Here is a 21,207-nt window from a genome sequence, read left to right as displayed (position 1 = left end):
GATGACAGACTATTATGTAATTGGAGATGTTCATGGAAAAGCTGGGATGCTAGAAGACCTTCTCAAAACATGGGATGGTCAGACTCAGTTGCTCTTTCTAGGGGACTTGATTGACCGTGGTGAAGATAGTCGCCGTGTTCTAGAAATGGTTAAGGACTTGGTCGACAATCAAGGGGCAATCTGTCTATCAGGAAACCACGAGTATATGTTTTTGACTTGGCTCGATGACCCAGAAGAAAGCTATGACCACTATCGTCGCAATGGTGGAGATACAACCATTAACTCTATCCTAGGTCGTCCCTTGGATGCACCAGTTGATGGAGTAGAAGATGCCAAGCGGGTTACCACTGAAGCGGCAGACTTGGTCGAATTTATTCGTCAAATGCCATTTGTGGTAGAGACAGACAAGTATATCTTTGTTCACGCAGGTATTGATTTGACCTTGGATGACTGGCATGAAACCACAGATTATAAAAAAGTCTGGCTTAGAAAACCATTCCACGAAGCAGAAAATCATACTGGAAAAATCATTGTCTTTGGCCATACACCGGTCTATGGTTTGCTGAAGCAAGAGCGTGGTACAGCTGAGCTTTGGACTACAGAAGATGGCAAGGTTGGAATGGATGGAGGAGCTGTCTATGGTGGTGTCCTTCACGGGATTGTCTTTACAGACCAAGGAATGACAGAACACCACTTTATCGAAAATGACGGCTTTGTTGCTGAAGATTAGTACTCCTAGCAGGGTATGGTCTTGTCAAAAAGTCAAAAACAATTTATAATAAATAGATACCCTGAAAGGAAGAGAATCATGAACTTAGAAGAATTGAAAAAACGACAGGAGAAGATCCGGAACTTCTCTATTATCGCCCATATTGACCACGGAAAGTCGACTCTAGCAGACCGCATTTTGGAAAAGACAGAGACCGTTTCAAGCCGTGAAATGCAGGCCCAGCTTTTGGATAGCATGGATTTAGAGCGAGAACGTGGGATTACCATTAAGTTGAATGCCATCGAGCTGAATTATACTGCTAAAGATGGGGAAACTTATATTTTTCACTTGATTGACACGCCGGGGCACGTTGACTTCACTTATGAAGTTTCACGTTCGCTAGCTGCTTGTGAGGGTGCTATTTTGGTGGTCGATGCCGCTCAAGGTATTGAGGCTCAAACCCTTGCCAACGTTTATCTAGCCTTGGACAATGATTTGGAAATCATGCCAGTCATTAATAAAATTGACCTACCAGCTGCAGATCCAGAGCGCGTGCGTACAGAGATTGAAGATGTGATTGGCTTGGACGCCAGTGAAGCAGTTTTGGCTTCTGCCAAAGCTGGTATTGGTATCGAAGAAATCCTCGAGCAAATCGTAGAAAAAGTACCGGCACCAACGGGTGATGTGACGGCACCACTTAAGGCCTTGATTTTCGACTCGGTTTACGATGCTTACCGTGGGGTTATTCTTCAAGTGCGTGTCATGGATGGGGTGGTCAAACCTGGCGATAAGATTCAGCTTATGAGCAATGGCAAGACCTTTGATGTTACGGAAGTGGGTATTTTCACACCAAAAGCAGTTGGTCGTGATTTCCTTGCGACTGGTGACGTTGGTTATATTGCAGCTTCTATTAAGACGGTTCAGGATACGCGTGTGGGTGATACCGTTACCTTGGCAACCAATCCTGCGGCAGAGCCATTACATGGTTACAAGCAGATGAATCCTATGGTCTTTGCGGGTCTATATCCTATCGAGTCAAACAAGTACAATGACCTACGTGAAGCCCTTGAAAAATTGCAACTGAATGATGCTAGTCTCCAATTTGAACCAGAAACATCTCAGGCACTTGGATTTGGTTTCCGTTGTGGTTTCCTTGGACTTCTCCATATGGATGTTATCCAAGAGCGTTTGGAACGTGAGTTCAACATTGACCTCATCATGACAGCTCCATCTGTTATCTATAAGGTCAACTTGACCGACGGCGAGTCTATGGATGTGTCTAACCCATCTGAGTTCCCAGACCCAACTAAGATTGCGACCATTGAGGAGCCATATGTTAAAGCGCAGATCATGGTACCACAGGAGTTCGTCGGAGCAGTGATGGAGCTAGCTCAGCGCAAGCGTGGGGACTTTGTGACTATGGATTATATCGATGATAACCGTGTCAATGTTATCTATCAAATTCCACTTGCTGAAATCGTCTTCGACTTCTTTGATAAACTCAAGTCTTCAACACGTGGTTATGCAAGCTTTGACTACGAATTGTCAGAGTATCGCCCATCTAAGCTGGTGAAAATGGATATTCTTCTCAATGGAGACAAGGTGGATGCCCTCAGCTTTATCGTTCACAAGGACTTTGCTTACGAACGTGGGAAACTCATCGTTGATAAGCTCAAGAAAATTATCCCTCGTCAACAATTCGAGGTACCAATTCAAGCAGCTATTGGACACAAGATTGTGGCTCGTACAGATATCAAGGCCCTTCGTAAGAACGTACTTGCTAAGTGTTACGGTGGTGACGTTTCTCGTAAACGCAAACTCCTTGAAAAACAAAAAGCAGGTAAGAAGCGCATGAAAGCTATCGGATCAGTAGAAGTTCCACAAGAAGCCTTCCTTAGCGTCTTGAGCATGGATGAAGAATAATGATTCTATATAAAACTCTTGAAATACATTCAAGAGTTTTATATTTTTAGTTAAAAATTGTAACTTAACTCCATTTATGGTAGAGTAAAATACGGAGGTTATATGGAATACTAAAAGTTATTATGACTAGGAAAATTTTAAATAAAATTGATAAAGAACTGGGGCAGAAAATGAATTAGAATAATGATTCTATTTTACCGCTTGGATCTATAATTGTTAGTAAAGAAGGGGCGATTCCTTTAACTTATGATGAAAGTATTAGAAGAAAAACAAATTAAAACTGAAAAGTTATATGGTTTTACTCGATATTTATTAATTGAAATAAATAATGGTTACGGGATACTGGATTGTGAATCTACGACTTGTTTTGGTTATTTTTATAAAATTTATAAGATTGATTTTGATTTATTTTATAAGATAAAAAAGCAATCTGAGGATAAGCGAGATGATATAACAAAAAATATAAAATTAGGTAGATTTTTCATGCTACCGATAATGATAGTGATTTTTTTCATTCTTTTAATAGAATTTATTGGCTTTAATAAATTTAATCTTGTTTTATCTCATAGATTTACGTATTTTATCTTTTCTGCATCACCTGTTATATTATCAGTATTATTTCGCTTGGGCTATTCTTATAAGCAAAAACTGATGATTAATAAAATTTTTATATTAGAAAATTCTCGTCATTACCATGTAGTTGAAAAGTTTAGTAATTTTAAATTAAAAAATTGGCTTCTCCAAATTATAAATGTGGTTATTACCAGTTCTTTACTTATTTATATTTATGTATATGGTAATTTAATTGTTATGTTTTTTACGACGATATATTTATATTTATTAACTTTTAGTAAGAATATACGATTGAGTCAAGCAAATACAATGAATATTAAAATATTTGTTGAAAAAGAATATTCGGAAAGTGATTCAAGGTTATTATAGAATTCAATAATTGGATAGATAGATACTCTATACGACTTAGTCAGTTTTCATAATCAAGAGTATATTCTATATTATCAAATCCAATGTTTGATCTAAAATTGGAAAAATTCTTATATTTTATTTGTTTTTATTAAAAATTGTAAATTAACTTCGTTTATGGTAGTGTAACATACGGAAGTTATTATGAAAAAAATTTTACTTTTAGCATCTATTTTGCTTATAAGTGTCACGTTAGTGGTATGTTCAAATCAAGCTCAAACTCAAGGAAATTCAAGTAAAACAACTAGCTATTCAACTAGTCAAGATTCAACTAGTTCAAACACTCTTAGTAGCACACAGAATTCAGAAGAAAGTCAAGTGATTGGTTCTGATGAGTATGGGTTCGTTAAAGTGCCAAAGTCTTGGATTAAGTTCAATGAAGTACAGGGAGGCAATGATATTCAATATTCAGACGGTACGGATGTCAATATTGTCACCTTGAATACTTTTAAAGCAGAACAATTTGGTATTTCTGATAATGAATTTCAAAAACTTGAAACAGTTCGTATTTCTGATAGTATTTTTACTTCAAAAGAAAGTAATCCAGAATTCACTAAAGTTTGGGGTTCTAAGTCAACTATTGGAGGTTATGAAGCCTATGTAGTTAACGCAATTTCTAAGTCTGGAAAATACATCATTACATGGATTTTTAAATCTAGTGATGGTAAGTTCAGATATGTTGCTTTAGAAGGGACTCCAGAAACATTAAAAAATCTACTTCCTATGATTGAAGAGAGTTGGACTATTCAAAAATAATTATTAAAACAGGCTTAAATAGGCCTGTTTTTTTGCATTTAGAATAGGATTAAATCGTTTGAAGTGTTTGTTTGTATGTTTGTTTTTATACAACAAGATACAAAAACAACAAAAATATAAAAAAAGAGACAAAAAACAACAGAAAAATATTGACAACGATTTCATATAGTGTTATACTTATAGCATAAAGTTAATGGAAAGAAGGGAAAACCTTATGGGATTAGATCATTTCTTTGACAAAAACCTTGTGTTTTGCTTAGAAGCGGATAATCAAGAACATCTCTTTGATCAGGTTGCAACTTTATTGGAAGAACGAGAAATCGTAACTCCAACTTATCGTGAAGCCTTGATTACGCGTGAAAAGTCATTTCCAACTGGCCTAGATATGGAATTTTTGGGTAAGGATTTGCCAAATGTAGCTATTCCTCACACAGATATTGTTCATAATCTAGCCGAAAAAGTTGTGGTAGTTCGATTAGATAAACCTGTGACTTTCCACAATATGATTGCACCAGATAAGGAAGTAGAGGTATCCTTGCTCTTCTTTATCATTAATAACTCAAGTTCAAGTCAAACGAACATTCTTGCTCAGTTGATGGACTTCTTTACTGGAAATGGTCATCTTGAAGACCTATCAAAAATTTCTGATCCTGAAGCCCTCTATGCTTATATCGCTGAAGCAACTGCATAATCTTGTCTATTAAAAATATAAAATCGGAGGAAATCCATATGATTAAAATTCTTGCTGCCTGCGGTGCAGGTGTTAACTCAAGCCACCAAATTAAAAGTGCTCTTGAAGAAGAACTTTCAAACCGTGGTTTTGATGTTCACTGTGATGCAGTCATGGTAAAAGACGTTAACGAAGATCTTATCAAAGGTTATGACATCTTCACACCAATTGCTGCAACAGATCTTGGTTTTGACCCAGGTATTCCAGTTATCGAAGCTGGACCAATCTTATTCCGTATCCCAGCTATGAGTGCTCCAGTATTTGACAATATTGAAGCAGCTATCAAAGAACACGGATTAAGCTAATTTTATTTTGTTAACATTCACATAACATAAAAAGGGAGGAACTGTTATGGATGCAATCTTTGACCTAATCGGCAAGGTTTTCAAGCCCATCTTAGATATGGGTGGACCTGTCATCATGTTAATCATTTTGACAGTATTGGCTTTACTTTTTGGAGTGAAATTCTCCAAAGCGCTTGAAGGTGGTATCAAACTTGCCATCGCTCTTACTGGTATCGGAGCTATCATTGGTATGCTAAATGGTGCTTTCTCAGCATCACTTGCAAAATTCGTTGAAAACACTGGTATCCAATTGAGTATCACTGACGTTGGTTGGGCACCACTTGCTACAATCACTTGGGGATCTGCTTGGACACTTTACTTCTTGCTTATCATGTTGATTGTCAACGTAGTAATGCTTGCTATGAAGAAAACAGATACACTTGACGTCGATATCTTCGATATCTGGCACTTGTCTATCACAGGTCTTTTGATTAAATGGTATGCAGACAACAACGGTGTGAGCCAAGGGGTTTCACTCTTGATTGCTACAGCAGCCATCGTACTTGTTGGTGTGTTGAAAATTATCAACTCTGACTTGATGAAACCTACATTTGATGACCTTCTTAACGCACCAAGTTCATCACCAATGACATCAACTCACATGAACTACATGATGAACCCAGTTATCATGGTTTTGGATAAGATTTTTGAAAAATTCTTCCCAGGACTTGATAAATATGACTTTGACGCTGCTAAATTGAACAAAAAAATCGGTTTCTGGGGATCTAAATTCTTCATCGGTTTCATTCTTGGTATCGTTATCGGTATTATGGGAACTCCACATCCAATTGCAGGTGTTGCCGATGCAGATAAATGGCGTCTTGTTATCAGAGGATGGTTGTCTCTTGGTTTGACTGCCGGTGTATCTTTGGAACTCTTCTCACTTATCGGTTCATGGTTCATCGCAGCCGTAGAACCACTATCACAAGGTATTACAAACGTTGCTACTAAACGTCTTCAAGGACGTAAATTCAACATCGGTCTTGACTGGCCATTCATCGCTGGTCGTGCTGAAATCTGGGCTTGTGCTAACGTACTTGCACCAATCATGTTGATTGAAGCTGTGCTTCTTTCAAAAGTTGGAAATGGTATCTTGCCACTTGCAGGTATCATCGCAATGGGTGTTACTCCAGCTCTCTTGGTTGTAACACGTGGTAAATTGCTCCGTATGATTATTTTCGGAACACTCTTGTTGCCACTCTTCCTTCTTTCAGGTACACTTATCGCACCATTTGCAACAGAACTTGCTAAAGGTGTAGGTGCCTTCCCAGCAGGTGTGAGCGAAACTCAATTGATCACTCACTCAACTCTTGAAGGACCAATCGAAAAACTTCTTGGTTGGACAATTGGTAACACTACAACTGGTGATATCAAAGCAATCCTTGGTGCTGTAGTCTTCCTTGTATTCTATATCGGTATCTTTGCTTGGTACAGAAAACAAATGATCAAACGTAATGAAGAGTACGCAGCAAAAGCAAAATAATGCGCTCCTATAAAATGTAAGCTCAATGAAAATCAAAGAGCAAACTAGGAAGCTAGCCGCAGGCTGTACTAAAGTACGGCAAGGTGATGCTGACGAAGTTTGAATTGGATTTTCGCAGAGTGTAAATTGTTGAAACTAGGTTGTCATACCATTAGGAGTGACAGCCTAGTTTTTTATAAACTATCAAGAAATCGGAGAAAATAATGGTAATTGAATTAAAATCAGAACAATTAAGAGTTGAATTTAACAGTTTTGGTGGAGCTATTTCTTCTATAAAAGATACTGAGGGACTTGAGTATTTGTGGCAAGGGGATGCCACTTATTGGAGTGGACAAGCTCCTGTTCTCTTCCCCATTTGTGGTTCTTTGAGAGAGGATACAGCCGTCTATATAGATGAGAAGGGACAGGAAAGCAAAGGAAACATTCCTCGTCATGGATTGGTTCGTAAGAAAGAATTTGAATTAGTTGAACAGACAGATAAGAGTGTAACTTTTGCAATTGAAGACGATGAGAATAGCTATCAGAACTACCCTTATCATTTCCGCCTAGAAATCACTTATATTCTTACTGGCAAGACAGTACGGACTCAATACAAAATATTTAATAAAGAAACTAGCAAGGTCCTGCCTTACTTTATTGGTGGCCATCCAGGATTTAATTGTCCTCTACTGGATGATGAAGTTTATGAAGATTACTATTTAGAGTTTGAGAAAGAAGAGACTTGCTCTGTTCCACGTCCTTTCCCAGAAACGGGGATGCTTGATTTTCAAGATAGAAGTCCATGGCTAGAGGATCAAAAAGAATTAGACCTCAGCTATGATTTGTTTAGCACAGATGCAGTTACTCTAGATGAATTACAATCTAGAACAATTGCCCTTCGTTCTCGTAAACATGATAAGGGATTGAAAGTGCACTTTGCAGAGTTCTCAAATCTCATTATCTGGTCAACTTTGAATAAAGGCCCTTTCATTGCTTTTGAACCATGGTCTGGCTTGTCAACATCCCTTGAAGAAGGAGATCATCTAGAAGATAAGAAGAATGTTCGTCTCTTAGAACCTGGTCAAGTAGATCAAATTGGTTTTGATATCGAAATCTTTTAGATAAAAAACCACAAAACCAAACATTAACTGTTGACTTTTTCGGAAAATAGGAGTATATTATGTTTGTAAACAACAAATGATGTTTGTAACAAACAAACAATCACTTGTTATATTCTCTTTGGAGGAGAGATTATGCTAGGAAATTGATTTCCTAAACTTGAATAAGGTGTAAGTCATCTCATTCAACCCAATTTGTCAATAAACTGCTAGAAAGCTTTTTGTAGGTAATACTCAATGAAAATTAAAGAGCAAACTAGGAAACTAGCCGCAGGCTGTACTTGAGTACGGCAAGGCGACGTTGACGCGGTTTGAATTTGATTTTCGAAGAGTATAAACTGCTAACTATAAAAGGTTTTATTAGCCTAGAAAAATAAAAGGAGTATACAATATGTCTATTGTTATCGGTGCAGATGCTGCAGGTTTGAGATTGAAAGAAGTTGTGAAAGACTTCTTGGAAAAAGAAAACTTCCACGTTGTGGATGTTACAGCTGAAGGTCAAGACTTTGTTGATGTGACTCTCGCTGTTGCTGCAGAAGTAAACAAAGAAGAACAAAACCTTGGTATCGTGATTGATGCTTACGGTGCTGGTCCATTTATGGTCGCAACAAAAATCAAAGGAATGGTTGCTGCAGAAGTATCTGACGAACGTTCAGCTTATATGACTCGTGGTCACAACAACTCACGTATGATCACTATGGGTGCACAACTTGTCGGTGATGAATTGGCTAAAAACATCGCTAAAGGATTTGTTAATGGTAAATACGATGGTGGACGTCACCAAATTCGTGTCGACATGTTGAACAAAATGTGCTAATTAGATTATAGTAAGAAAGGTAAGTTAAAAATGAGAATTGCAATTGGATGTGACCACATCGTAACAGATGAAAAAATGGCGGTTTCAGAATTTTTGAAATCAAAAGGATATGAAGTCATTGACTTTGGTACCTATGACCATACACGTACTCACTACCCAATCTTTGGTAAAAAAGTAGGGGAAGCTGTAACTAGCGGTCAAGCTGATCTTGGAGTATGTATCTGTGGTACTGGTGTTGGTATCAACAATGCTGTAAATAAAGTTCCGGGTGTTCGTTCTGCCTTGGTTCGTGATATGACAACAGCTCTTTATGCTAAAGAGCAATTGAACGCTAACGTTATCGGATTTGGTGGTAAGATTACTGGTGAATTGCTCATGTGTGATATCATCGAAGCTTTCATCCATGCTGAATACAAACCATCTGAAGAAAACAAGAAATTGATTGCGAAAATTGAACACGTTGAAAGTCACAATGCTCAACAAACAGACGCAAACTTCTTCACTGAATTCCTTGAAAAATGGGATCGCGGAGAATACCACGACTAAGAGGTGACCTATGATTTTAACAGTCACAATGAACCCATCCATTGATATTTCCTATCCTTTGGATGAGTTAAAGATTGATACTGTCAATCGTGTGGTGGATGTAACCAAAACGGCTGGTGGTAAGGGCCTCAATGTTACCCGAGTACTTTCAGAATTTGGAGATTCTGTTCTTGCTACTGGTTTAGTTGGTGGTAAACATGGTGAGTTTTTGGTTGAAAATATCGATGATCAAGTAAAGAAAGATTTCTTCTCAATTCAGGGAGAAACTCGTAACTGTATCGCTATTCTTCACGGAGACAACCAAACAGAAGTTCTTGAAAAAGGTCCTGAAGTATTGGAACAGGAAGGTCAAGACTTTTTGGAACATTTCAAAAAACTCTTGGAGTCAGTTGAAGTAGTAGCTATCTCAGGTAGTCTGCCAGCTGGCCTTCCAGTTGATTACTATGCGAGCTTGGTAGAACTTGCTAATCAAGCTGGCAAGCCTGTTGTTTTGGACTGCTCTGGTGTAGCACTTCAGGCGGTTCTTGAATCACCACATAAACCAACAGTCATCAAACCAAATAATGAGGAATTGTCCCAGCTTCTAGGAAGAGAAGTTTCTGAGGATTTGGATGAATTAAAAGAAGTACTTCAAGAACCTTTGTTTGCAGGTATTGAATGGATTATCGTTTCACTTGGTGCCAACGGTGCCTTTGCCAAACATGGTGACACTTTCTACAAGGTAGATATTCCTAGAATTCAGGTAGTAAATCCTGTTGGATCTGGAGACTCTACTGTGGCAGGAATTTCTTCAGGACTTCTTCACAAAGAATCGGATGCAGAATTACTCATCAAGGCAAATGTCCTTGGTATGCTCAATGCTCAAGAAAAAATGACTGGTCATGTCAACATGGCCAACTATCAAGCTCTATATGATCAATTAATAGTAAAAGAGGTATAAAATGGCTTTAACAGAACAAAAACGTGCACGCTTAGAAAAACTTTCTGATGAAAATGGTATCATCTCAGCTCTTGCATTTGACCAACGTGGTGCTTTGAAACGCCTCATGGCTCAACACCAAACAGAAGAACCAACTGTGGCTCAAATGGAAGAACTCAAAGTCTTGGTAGCAGATGAATTGACTAAATACGCTTCATCTATGCTTCTTGACCCTGAGTATGGACTTCCAGCAACTAAAGCTCTTGATGAAAAAGCTGGACTTCTCCTTGCTTATGAAAAAACAGGTTATGACACAACAAGCACAAAACGCTTGCCAGACTGCTTGGATGTCTGGTCTGCAAAACGTATTAAAGAAGAAGGTGCAGATGCAGTTAAATTCTTGCTTTACTATGATGTAGATAGCTCAGACGAACTCAACCAAGAAAAACAAGCTTACATCGAACGTATCGGTTCTGAGTGTGTGGCTGAAGATATCCCATTCTTCCTTGAAATCCTTGCTTACGATGAAAAAATTGCTGACGCAGGTTCAGTAGAATACGCGAAAGTAAAACCACACAAAGTTATCGGTGCTATGAAAGTCTTCTCAGACCCACGCTTTAACATTGATGTCTTGAAAGTAGAAGTTCCTGTTAACATTAAATATGTTGAAGGTTTCGCTGAAGGTGAAGTAGTTTATACACGTGAAGAAGCAGCAGCCTTCTTCAAAGCTCAAGATGAAGCAACTAACTTGCCTTACATCTACTTGAGTGCAGGTGTATCAGCTAAACTTTTCCAAGATACTCTTGTATTTGCTCATGAATCAGGTGCAAACTTTAACGGAGTTCTTTGTGGCCGTGCTACATGGGCTGGATCAGTTGAAGCTTACATCAAAGATGGTGAAGCAGCAGCTCGCGAATGGCTTCGCACAACAGGTTTTGAAAATATTGACGAATTGAACAAAGTTCTTCAAACTACAGCAACTTCATGGAAAGAACGCGTGTAAGCAAGTCCTCCTAGGTTAGGAACATGAATCTAAAAAAATTTTAAAAAAAGTTTTATGTAAAGGTTTACAAAACAACTTACTTGTGCTATACTTAAATCACAAGTTAATACAAGGTGAGTGTTACTAAGTAATATTAGGCATGATCACAGGTGAATTAGAAATCGGCTGATTTTCTAGTTCATTTGTGGTCATTTTTTGTACTAATATACCTTTAAGATATAAAAGGAGGTTGACATGTATCGAATTCTAAATCCAATGAATCACAATGTCTCGCTTGTCAGAAATGATAAAGGAGAAGAAGTGATTGTGATTGGTAAGGGGATTACATTTGGAAAGAAGAAAGGGGATTTGATTGCTGAACATCAGGTTGAGAAAATCTTTCGGATGAAGACCGAAGAGTCAAGAGAAAACTTTATGGCTCTCCTCAAAGATGTTCCGCTTGATTTTATCACAGTGACTTATGAAATCATTGATAAGCTATCAAAGAAATATCATTATCCGATTCAAGAGTATCTCTACGTAACCTTGACAGATCATATTTACTGTTCTTACCAAGCTCTAGCACAAGGAAGGTACAAGGATAGTAATCTGCCAGATATTTCCACTAAGTATCCTGTCGCTTTTCAAATCGCAAATGAAGCATTTGAAATTTACCGTCAGAAGCTAGCGGATCATTTTCCTGAGGACGAAATTATTCGGATTGCTTATCATTTCATTAATGCCGAAGGTGAAAATGAAGTGGAACTTGTGGAGTCGATTGATAAGAGGAAAGAAATTCTCAGGAATGTTGAAGAAGTGCTAAAGGAATATGCAATTCAACGAACTAAAGAGAATAACCATTTCTATGATCGCTTTATGATTCATTTGAATTATTTCTTGGATTATTTAGACAGGTCTAGAGATGATAACCAATCACTTCTGGATATGGAAGACCATATCAAACAATCCTATCCAAAAGCGTTCGAGATTGGTTCCAAGATCTATGATGTGATTACGCAACATACGGGTCTTGATTTGTATAAAAGTGAACGTGTTTATCTAGTTCTACATATCCAACGTTTATTGTCATAAAAATTTAATTAAAAATACATAAGGAGAATTCTATCATGAATAGAGAAGAAGTAACATTGTTAGGTTTTGAAATCGTAGCCTATGCTGGCGACGCTCGTTCAAAACTATTGGAAGCCTTGAAGGCTGCTGAAGCTGGTGATTTTGAAAAAGCGGACGCTCTGGTAGAGGAAGCTGGTAGCTGTATTGCAGAGGCTCACCACGCGCAAACAAGTCTATTGACCAAGGAAGCAGCTGGCGAGGATTTGGCTTATAGCGTAACCATGATGCATGGTCAAGATCACTTGATGACAACTATTTTGTTAAAAGATTTGATGCACCATTTAATCGAACTCTACAAGAGAGGAGTTAAATAATGAATAAACTAATTGCATTTATCGAGAAAGGAAAACCTTTCTTTGAGAAATTATCTCGTAATATCTATCTTCGTGCTATTCGTGATGGTTTCATTGCAGGTATGCCTGTTATTCTCTTCTCAAGTATCTTTATCTTGATTGCCTTTGTACCAAACTCATGGGGCTTTAAATGGTCTGATGAAGTTGTAGCCTTTCTGATGAAACCTTATAGCTATTCTATGGGTATTCTGGCTCTCTTGGTAGCTGGTACAACAGCTAAGTCATTGACCGACTCAGTAAACCGTAGCATGGAGAAAACCAATCAAATCAACTATATGTCAACACTGTTGGCAGCAATTGTTGGTTTGTTGATGTTGGCAGCTGATCCTATCGAAAATGGCCTAGCTACTGGATTCTTGGGGACAAAAGGTTTGCTTTCAGCCTTCCTTGCTGCCTTTGTTACCGTAGCCATCTATAAGGTTTGTGTTAAGAACAATGTCACTATTCGTATGCCTGACGAAGTTCCACCAAATATCTCACAAGTCTTTAAAGATGTGATTCCATTCACTCTATCAGTGGTTTCTCTTTATGCTCTTGATTTACTAGCACGTCATTTTGTGGGTGCTAGTGTAGCAGAATCAATCGGTAAATTCTTTGCACCATTATTCTCTGCTGCTGATGGTTATCTAGGTATTACGATTATCTTTGGTGCCTTTGCTTTCTTCTGGTTTGTTGGTATCCATGGTCCATCTATCGTTGAACCAGCAATCGCAGCTATTACCTATGCAAATGCCGAAGTCAACTTGAACCTTCTCCAACAAGGCATGCACGCTGACAAGATTCTTACTTCTGGTACACAAATGTTTATCGTTACCATGGGTGGTACTGGTGCGACACTGGTTGTTCCATTCATGTTCATGTGGTTGACAAAATCGAAACGTAACCGTGCCATCGGTCGTGCTTCAGTAGTTCCAACTTTCTTCGGTGTAAATGAGCCTATCTTGTTCGGTGCTCCATTGGTATTAAATCCAATTTTCTTCATTCCATTTATCTTTGCTCCAATCGCAAACGTTTGGATCTTCAAATTCTTTATTGAAACTCTTGGAATGAACTCATTTACTGCTAATCTACCATGGACAACTCCAGCTCCACTAGGTCTAGTTCTTGGTACTAACTTCCAAGTTCTATCATTCATTCTTGCTGCTCTTCTAATCGTGGTTGACGTAGTCATTTACTACCCATTCCTTAAAGTATATGATGAACAAATTCTTGAAGAAGAGCGTTCAGGTAAGTCTAATGATGAATTGAAAGAAAAAGTTGCTGCAAACTTCAACACTGCAAAAGCAGATGCTATTCTTGAAAAAGCTGGTGTAGAAGCAGCTCAAAATACAATCACTAAAGAAACAAATGTCTTGGTTCTTTGTGCCGGTGGAGGAACAAGTGGACTTCTTGCAAATGCTTTGAATAAGGCAGCTGCAGAATACAATGTTCCTGTGAAAGCAGCAGCAGGTGGTTATGGAGCTCACCGTGAAATGTTGCCAGAGTTTGATTTGGTTATTCTTGCTCCTCAAGTTGCTTCAAACTTTGAAGATATGAAAGCAGAAACAGATAAACTCGATATTAAACTTGCGAAAACAGAAGGCGCTCAATACATCAAATTAACCCGTGATGGAAAAGGTGCTCTAGCATTTGTACAAGCACAATTCGATTAACGATAGGGACTGTGAAACAGTCTCCTCTCGTTACGGAAATTGCTATGGCGAATTTCCTAATCGCCTTGTTAATTCGTCGGTAAAAAGATATCGTTTTTACCTCCTCATGTCACAATTCGATTAATAATAGGGACTGTGAAACAGTCTCTTCTCGTTACGGAAATCGCTATGGCGAATTTCCTAATCGCCTTGTTAATTCGTCGGTAAAAAGATATTGTTTTTACCTTCTCATGTCACAATTCGATTAATAATAGGGACTATGAAATAGTTTCCTCTCGTTACGGAAATCGCTATGGCGAATTTCCTAATCGCCTTATTAATTCGTTGGTAAAAAGATATCGTTTTTACCTCCTCATGTCACAATTCGGTGACTTGGTACAAGAAGTGAGATGTAGAAGGATGGCTCACTGACTCCTCTCCTCTCACTTTTACTTTATTTTAAATCAAGAAATAGGTGAAAAAAATGACAAAAACATTACCAAAAGACTTTATTTTCGGTGGCGCAACAGCTGCCTATCAAGCAGAAGGCGCTACACATACTGATGGTAAAGGACCAGTTGCGTGGGATAAATATCTTGAAGATAACTACTGGTACACTGCCGAACCAGCCAGTGATTTTTACAATCGATATCCAGTTGACCTCAAGCTAGCAGAAGAGTATGGTGTCAATGGTATTCGAATTTCTATTGCCTGGTCACGTATTTTCCCAACTGGTTACGGTCAAGTAAATCAGAAAGGTGTCGAGTTTTATCATAATCTATTTGCAGAGTGTCACAAACGTCATGTTGAGCCCTTTGTGACTCTTCATCACTTCGACACGCCAGAAGCTCTCCACTCAAATGGTGACTTCTTAAACCGTGAAAATATTGAACACTTTGTAGATTACGCTGCCTTCTGTTTTGAAGAATTTCCAGAAGTAAACTATTGGACAACATTCAATGAAATTGGACCAATCGGTGATGGTCAATACTTGGTTGGTAAATTCCCTCCAGGTATTCAGTACGATCTTGCCAAAGTCTTTCAATCACACCACAATATGATGGTGTCTCATGCACGTGCTGTGAAATTGTACAAAGACAAAGGCTACAAAGGTGAAATTGGTGTGGTTCATGCTCTGCCAACTAAGTACCCACTTGATCCTGAAAATCCTGCAGATGTTATTGCTGCAGAGTTGGAGGACATTATCCATAACAAATTTATCTTGGATGCAACTTATCTGGGTCACTACTCTGAAAATACCCTGGCAGGGGTAGAGGCTATCTTGGCTGCCAATGGTGGTAGCTTAGATCTTCGTGAAGAAGATTTCACAGCATTAGAAGCTGCGAAAGACTTGAACGACTTCCTTGGAATAAATTACTATATGAGTGACTGGATGGAAGCCTTTGATGGAGAAACTGAAATTATTCATAACGGTAAGGGTGAAAAAGGAAGCTCTAAGTACCAAATCAAAGGTGTTGGTCGTCGTGTAGCTCCGGATTATGTGCCACGTACGGACTGGGATTGGATTATCTATCCTCAAGGTTTGTATGATCAAATCATGCGCGTGAAGAAAGATTATCCGAACTATAAGAAGATTTACATCACTGAAAATGGTCTCGGATATAAAGATGAGTTCGTTGATAACACTGTTTACGACGATGGTCGTATTGATTATGTGAAACAACACTTGGAAGTCTTATCTGATGCTATTGCAGATGGAGCTAATGTAAAAGGTTACTTCATTTGGTCATTAATGGATGTCTTCTCATGGTCAAACGGTTATGAAAAACGTTACGGTCTCTTCTATGTAGACTTTGAAACTCAAGAACGTTATCCTAAGAAATCAGCTCACTGGTACAAGAAAGTAGCGGAAACTCAAGTGATTGAGTAGTAGAATGAGTAATTAGATATAGAATTCTAGTGAGGCAAAAGATGTTCAAAGATTTTATCCAATCAATTTATGAAAAAGTTTATATTATCAATTTTGATAAATGTTCTCAAATACCTTGTTTGACTAATGAGGAGCTGAAAAAACTTGGGAAATGGTATGTCTCTACAGGTAAAGAATGGATTTGCCATTCAGACTATGAGCTGGAAGAATTTAAAAATATCTTTTTAAATTTTATCAGTCCTGAAGAACGAGATAATATCTCCTTTGATTCAGATTTTATGCCGTTTCAACAATCATAAAGAATCTAGGAAACTCTTTGTAAAAATCTTCATCAAAAAATGCGTCATATCAAGATTCTTATTTTCTTGATATGACGCATTTTATATTTTTATCAATCCTCAGTTTTATGGTTTAGAAAGAATAATTTTTGTTTGTTTCGAAAGTTGGTCGAAGGTTTCTTTGCTCAGTTTAGAATCGGAAACGATGGTATCAATATCAGAGATATTATAGAAGGTATAAAAATCAAATTTATTGAACTTACTATTGTCAGCTAGTAAGTATTTTTTATTGGAATTATTGAGGGCGATGCGTTGGGATTCACCTTCCTCTTCGCTGAAGGTCGCAATCGCATTGTCCTTAATACCATTACAGCTAACGAAGGCTTTAGAAAATTGTAGATTGGCCAAGTTTTGCAAGGTTAGTGTTCCCACAAAGGCTCCAGTAATAGAGCGATAGTTTCCACCGATTAAAATCAAATCTGTTAGTTTTCGTTCGTTTAGGATGAGAAAGACTGGTAAACTGTTTGTTACAACACGAATATTATCGATTGGAAGTTCACGGGCAAAAGATTCCAAGGTCGTACCAGGGCCGATAAAAATAGTTTCACCCTCATCAATTAAATGACCCGCAAAACGGCTGATTTCTTGTTTTTCTGCGATTTGTAAACTTTGTTTTTCAATATTGGAACGTTCATTATTTAAAATAGAACCTGTGCGAATTTTTTCAGCTCCCCCGTGCACCCGAACAAGTAGATCCTTGTCTGCCAACTCTTGCAAGTAGCGTCTAGCAGTCATATCTGATACATCCAAGCGAGTCATAATTTCTTTTACAGTAATAGTTCCCTTTGTATTTACCGTTTCTAGAATATTATCTAGTTTTTCCTGCTTTAACATCGTTATCACCTCTATTTCTATTACTATTTTATCATAAAGTATTCAATCAATCAATTTAAAAAACAAAAGAAAACAAAAACAAAAACATCATGGTTGTTTTAAACAAACCATGATGTTTTTTATCACTTATAAAATAGATGACCTTAGTCCAAACCGTAGTTGTAGTCATCGTCTTGCATGGCTTCAACTTCGCCAAGAAGGTAACCATTTCCGACTTGAGAGAAGAAGTCGTGGTTGGAAGTTCCTGTTGAAATACCGTTCATAACGATTGGGTTGACATCATCTGCTGAGTCTGGGAAGAGTGGATCTTGTCCCAGGTTCATGAGTGCCTTGTTAGCATTGTAGCGAAGGAAGGTTTTGACTTCTTCAGTCCAACCAACACCGTCATAGAGGCTCTCTGTATAACCTTCTTCATTCTCGTAGAGAGTGTATAGCAGATCGTACATCCATTCTTTGAGTTTTTCTTGCTCTTCTTCAGGCAATTCATTGAAACCGAGTTGGAATTTATATCCGATGTAGGTTCCGTGAACAGACTCATCACGAATGATCAATTTAATGATTTCAGCGACGTTGGCTAGTTTGTTGTTACCAAGATAGTAGAGGGGAGTGAAGAAACCTGAATAGAAGAGGAAGGTTTCGAGGAAGACACTGGCAACTTTCTTTTCAAGTGGGCTACCGTTTAGGTAGATTTCGTTGACAATCTCAGCCTTCTTTTGCAGATAAGGATTGGTATTGGTCCATTCGAAAATTTCTTCAATCTCAGCCTTAGTATTCAATGTAGAGAAGATTGAAGAGTAAGATTTTGCGTGGACAGATTCCATAAATTGGATGTTATTGAAAACAGCTTCCTCATGTGGTGTACGGATGTCCGCGCGAAGGGCTTGAACCCCAGTTTCAGATTGCATAGTGTCGAGAAGTGTTAAACCACCAAAGACTTTTCCAACTAAGTCTTTTTCTACATTTGATAGCTTTCTCCAGTCATCCAAGTCATTTGACAAGGGAATACGTGTATCGAGCCAGAATTGCTCCGTCAGTTTTTCCCAAGTTGATTTGTCGATGACATCTTCGATGGCATTCCAGTTAATGGCTTTGTAGTAAGTTTCCATTTTGTAAAATCTCTCCTCTATATTTTGTTAATGCAAATGCTTTTTAATCATATTTGCGTAATGATTTAAATTTCTCTTTTCGAGTTCTTTTAGAAAAACTTCTAATGGTGGAATATTACTCATATATGGAGAACTATCTAGCCCAGTGTAGAGACCGCCACCTGGTCCGGTGTAGAGACCACCACCTGGTCCGGTGTAGAGACCACCACCTGGCCCAGTGTAAAGACCGCCACCTGGCCCAGTGTAAAGACCGCCACCTGGCCCAGTGTAGAGACCACCACCTGGTCCGGTGTAGAGACCACCACCTGGTCCAGTATAAGCACCACCGCCTGGTCCGGTGTAGAGACCACCACCTGGTCCAGTGTATCTATTTCTAACCCACATTAATCCAGTCCTTTCAAATTATGATCAAATCACACAGCTTTCACATTGGTTGGCACCGACTTCTCCACCATCATCTGTAAAGGTACGGACGTAGTAGATAGACTTGATACCCTTGTTAAAGGCATAGTTACGAAGGATAGACAAGTCACGTGTCGTTTGTTTGTTTTCTTTCTTCCATTCGTAAAGTCCTTTTGGAATGTCACTACGCATGAAGAGTGTGAGTGAAAGCCCTTGGTCCACATGCTCAGTTGCAGCAGCATAGACATCAATCACCTTACGCATATCCATGTCGTAAGCAGAAGTGTAGTAAGGAATGGTTTCTGTTGACAAGCCAGCAGCAGGGTAGTAGATTTTCCCGATTTTCTTTTCTTGACGTTCTTCGATACGTTGTGTAATCGGGTGAATAGAAGCAGAAACGTCATTGATGTAACTGATAGAACCATTTGGGGCAACAGCTAGACGGTTTTGGTGGTAAAGTCCATCTGCTTGAACCTTGTCGCGAAGTTCAGCCCAGTCAGCAGCACTTGGGATAAAGATATCTTTGAAAAGTTCTTTAACACGGTCTGATTTTGGAACAAATTCGCCTGTCACATACTTGTCGAAGTAGCTTCCGTTAGCATAGTCTGATTTTTCAAAGTTGTAGAAGGTGATACCACGTTCACGCGCAATATTGTTTGACTCAACTAAAGTCCAGTAGTTCATGAGCATGAAGTAGATGCTTGTAAATTCAACAGACTCAGGCGATCCATATTCAATCAATTGTTGGGCAAGGTAGCTGTGAAGTCCCATTGCACCAAGACCAAAGGTATGAGCTTGGCTATTTCCGTGGTCGATAGTAGGAACAGCTACGATGTGCGAACTATCTGTAACGAAAGTAAGGGCACGAACCATAGCACGGATAGAACGACCAAAGTCAGGTGAAGCCATCATGTTAACCACGTTGGTTGAACCAAGGTTACATGAAACGTCCGTTCCCATTTGAAGGAATTCTTGAGCATCGTTGATCAAGCTTGGTTCTTGAACTTGAAGAATCTCAGAACACAAGTTACTCATGATAATCTTACCATCAACAGGATTTGCACGGTTAGCCGTATCAATGTTGACTACATAAGGGTAGCCAGATTCTTGTTGCAATTTAGATATTTCAGTTTCCAAATCACGCGCCTTGATTTTTGTCTTGCGGATATTTGGATTTGCGACCAATTCATCGTATTTTTCAGTGATGTCGATGTAGTTGAATGGTACACCGTATTCAAGTTCTACAGAGTAAGGGCTGAAGAGGTACATTTCTTCATTTTTACGTGCTAATTCGTAGAATTTATCGGGCACCACAACACCAAGTGAAAGGGTCTTAACACGAACTTTTTCATCGGCGTTTTCTTTCTTAGTTGAAAGGAAGGCGATGATATCTGGGTGAAAGACGTTGAGATAGACAACACCAGCACCTTGACGTTGTCCCAATTGGTTTGAGTAAGAGAAGCTATCTTCGAAAAGCTTCATAACAGGAACGACACCTGAAGCAGCACCTTCATATCCTTTGATAGGAGCTCCAGCTTCACGAAGGTTGCTGAGGGAAATTCCCACACCGCCACCGATACGTGAAAGTTGAAGAGCTGAGTTGATAGAACGTCCGATAGAGTTCATATCATCAGTTACTTGGATTAGGAAGCAAGATACTAACTCCCCACGGCGAGCACGTCCAGCATTCAAGAAGGAAGGAGTAGCAGGTTGGTAGCGTTGGTGGATGATTTCATTGGCAATATCGATTGCAATAGCTTCATTCCCATCAGCAAAATAAAGGGCGTTAAAGAAGACACGGTCTTCCATGCTTTCAAGATAATATTCACCGTCGTTAGTTTTCAAAGCATATTGATTGTAAAACTTATAGGCAGCCATGAAAGACTTGAATTGGAAGTTTTGGTCTTTGATAAATTGAGACAATTCTTCCAAAAATTCTGGACGGTATTTCTTGATAAAGGCTGTTTCGATGTAGTTGTGTTCAATGAGGTAGTTGATTTTATCCTTGATTGAATCAAAAACCATAGTGTTTGGAACTACATTTTCTTTAAAGAAGGCATCCAAGGCTTCCTTATCTTTATGAAGCATGATTTGTCCATTGACAGGACGGTTGATTTCGTTATTGAGACGGAAGTAAGTCACGTCCTCAAGATGTTTTAATCCCATAAAATTTCCCTTATCTAATTACAAAAGAAAGGCTTCTAAGTTAGCCCTAGAAGCAGTTTCTTCTGGAT

21 protein-coding genes are annotated in these 21,207 nt (G+C 38.6%); 17 read left to right on the top strand and 4 right to left on the bottom strand.

The genetic code is table 11. The annotated features are described in order from the left end of the window. The first annotated feature begins 1 nt into the window (after position 1). The 17 genes from F9B91_RS09580 (at position 2) to F9B91_RS09495 (ending at position 16,592) form a co-directional block, all read left to right on the top strand. Positions 2-730 carry a metallophosphoesterase family protein gene (locus tag F9B91_RS09580; protein ID WP_150923167.1) on the top strand — a complete coding sequence of 243 codons (729 nt, stop codon included), beginning with the start codon at positions 2-4 and terminating at the stop codon, positions 728-730. Positions 731-808: 78 nt separating this feature from the next. Then, a complete protein-coding gene (gene lepA / locus F9B91_RS09575; protein WP_001047207.1) occupies positions 809-2,632 on the top strand; it encodes a translation elongation factor 4 in 1,824 nt (607 codons plus the stop codon). A 246-nt stretch (positions 2,633-2,878) separates the two neighbouring features. After that, the gene (locus tag F9B91_RS09570) at positions 2,879-3,574 is read left to right on the top strand and encodes a hypothetical protein (protein WP_150923166.1); all 696 of its coding nucleotides are present in this window, start codon (positions 2,879-2,881) and stop codon (positions 3,572-3,574) included. A 183-nt stretch (positions 3,575-3,757) separates the two neighbouring features. Further along, positions 3,758-4,369, top strand: coding sequence for a hypothetical protein (locus F9B91_RS09565; RefSeq protein ID WP_150923165.1), 612 nt, complete (start codon positions 3,758-3,760; stop codon positions 4,367-4,369). 214 nt (positions 4,370-4,583) lie between these two features. Then, a complete protein-coding gene (locus tag F9B91_RS09560; protein ID WP_191962439.1) occupies positions 4,584-5,060 on the top strand; it encodes a PTS sugar transporter subunit IIA in 477 nt (158 codons plus the stop codon). 38 nt (positions 5,061-5,098) lie between these two features. After that, positions 5,099-5,404 carry a PTS sugar transporter subunit IIB gene (locus tag F9B91_RS09555; protein ID WP_000590547.1) on the top strand — a complete coding sequence of 102 codons (306 nt, stop codon included), beginning with the start codon at positions 5,099-5,101 and terminating at the stop codon, positions 5,402-5,404. 46 nt (positions 5,405-5,450) lie between these two features. Further along, entirely contained in the window at positions 5,451-6,926 is a 1,476-nt protein-coding gene (locus F9B91_RS09550) for a PTS galactitol transporter subunit IIC (protein ID WP_150923163.1), read from the top strand. Between the two features lie 203 nt (positions 6,927-7,129). Next, the gene (locus F9B91_RS09540) at positions 7,130-8,026 is read left to right on the top strand and encodes an aldose 1-epimerase family protein (protein ID WP_150923162.1); all 897 of its coding nucleotides are present in this window, start codon (positions 7,130-7,132) and stop codon (positions 8,024-8,026) included. 388 nt (positions 8,027-8,414) lie between these two features. Then, complete coding sequence (gene lacA, locus F9B91_RS09535; RefSeq protein WP_000029277.1) at positions 8,415-8,840, top strand: galactose-6-phosphate isomerase subunit LacA; 426 nt, start codon at positions 8,415-8,417, stop codon at positions 8,838-8,840. Positions 8,841-8,870: 30 nt separating this feature from the next. Continuing rightward, positions 8,871-9,386 (top strand): galactose-6-phosphate isomerase subunit LacB, encoded by a 516-nt coding sequence (gene lacB / locus F9B91_RS09530; RefSeq protein ID WP_001216913.1) that lies wholly within the window; start codon positions 8,871-8,873, stop codon positions 9,384-9,386. Between the two features lie 10 nt (positions 9,387-9,396). Beyond that, entirely contained in the window at positions 9,397-10,326 is a 930-nt protein-coding gene (locus F9B91_RS09525; protein WP_150923161.1) for a tagatose-6-phosphate kinase, read from the top strand. Between the two features lies 1 nt (position 10,327). Further along, positions 10,328-11,308 carry a tagatose-bisphosphate aldolase gene (gene lacD / locus F9B91_RS09520; RefSeq protein WP_001229114.1) on the top strand — a complete coding sequence of 327 codons (981 nt, stop codon included), beginning with the start codon at positions 10,328-10,330 and terminating at the stop codon, positions 11,306-11,308. 234 nt (positions 11,309-11,542) lie between these two features. Then, positions 11,543-12,379, top strand: coding sequence for a PRD domain-containing protein (locus tag F9B91_RS09515; RefSeq protein WP_150923160.1), 837 nt, complete (start codon positions 11,543-11,545; stop codon positions 12,377-12,379). Positions 12,380-12,414: 35 nt separating this feature from the next. Further along, positions 12,415-12,732, top strand: coding sequence for a PTS lactose/cellobiose transporter subunit IIA (locus tag F9B91_RS09510; RefSeq protein ID WP_004260646.1), 318 nt, complete (start codon positions 12,415-12,417; stop codon positions 12,730-12,732). Beyond that, complete coding sequence (locus tag F9B91_RS09505; RefSeq protein ID WP_150923159.1) at positions 12,732-14,423, top strand: lactose-specific PTS transporter subunit EIIC; 1,692 nt, start codon at positions 12,732-12,734, stop codon at positions 14,421-14,423. The genes F9B91_RS09510 and F9B91_RS09505 overlap by 1 nt, the downstream gene beginning before the upstream one ends. 463 nt (positions 14,424-14,886) lie before the next feature. After that, positions 14,887-16,293, top strand: coding sequence for a 6-phospho-beta-galactosidase (lacG, locus tag F9B91_RS09500; RefSeq protein WP_150923158.1), 1,407 nt, complete (start codon positions 14,887-14,889; stop codon positions 16,291-16,293). A 41-nt stretch (positions 16,294-16,334) separates the two neighbouring features. Further along, positions 16,335-16,592, top strand: coding sequence for a DUF3884 family protein (locus F9B91_RS09495; protein WP_000471578.1), 258 nt, complete (start codon positions 16,335-16,337; stop codon positions 16,590-16,592). A gap of 105 nt (positions 16,593-16,697) precedes the next feature. Here F9B91_RS09495 and F9B91_RS09490 read toward each other — a convergent pair whose 3' ends face one another. The 4 genes from F9B91_RS09490 to nrdE form a co-directional block, all read right to left on the bottom strand. After that, complete coding sequence (locus tag F9B91_RS09490) at positions 16,698-17,465, bottom strand: DeoR/GlpR family DNA-binding transcription regulator (RefSeq protein WP_049522295.1); 768 nt, start codon at positions 17,463-17,465, stop codon at positions 16,698-16,700. Between the two features lie 143 nt (positions 17,466-17,608). Next, positions 17,609-18,571, bottom strand: coding sequence for a class 1b ribonucleoside-diphosphate reductase subunit beta (nrdF, locus tag F9B91_RS09485; RefSeq protein ID WP_000451386.1), 963 nt, complete (start codon positions 18,569-18,571; stop codon positions 17,609-17,611). A gap of 27 nt (positions 18,572-18,598) precedes the next feature. Beyond that, positions 18,599-18,955, bottom strand: coding sequence for a hypothetical protein (locus F9B91_RS09480; protein ID WP_150923157.1), 357 nt, complete (start codon positions 18,953-18,955; stop codon positions 18,599-18,601). 24 nt (positions 18,956-18,979) lie between these two features. After that, a complete protein-coding gene (gene nrdE / locus F9B91_RS09475; protein WP_150923156.1) occupies positions 18,980-21,139 on the bottom strand; it encodes a class 1b ribonucleoside-diphosphate reductase subunit alpha in 2,160 nt (719 codons plus the stop codon). Between the last annotated feature and the right edge of the window lie 68 nt (positions 21,140-21,207).

Origin of the sequence: Streptococcus mitis (assembly GCF_008763935.1) — a bacterium.
In the GTDB taxonomy this organism is placed as follows: Bacteria; Bacillota; Bacilli; order Lactobacillales; family Streptococcaceae; genus Streptococcus; species Streptococcus mitis_DB.
This window is presented reverse-complemented; position numbering and strand designations above follow the sequence as displayed.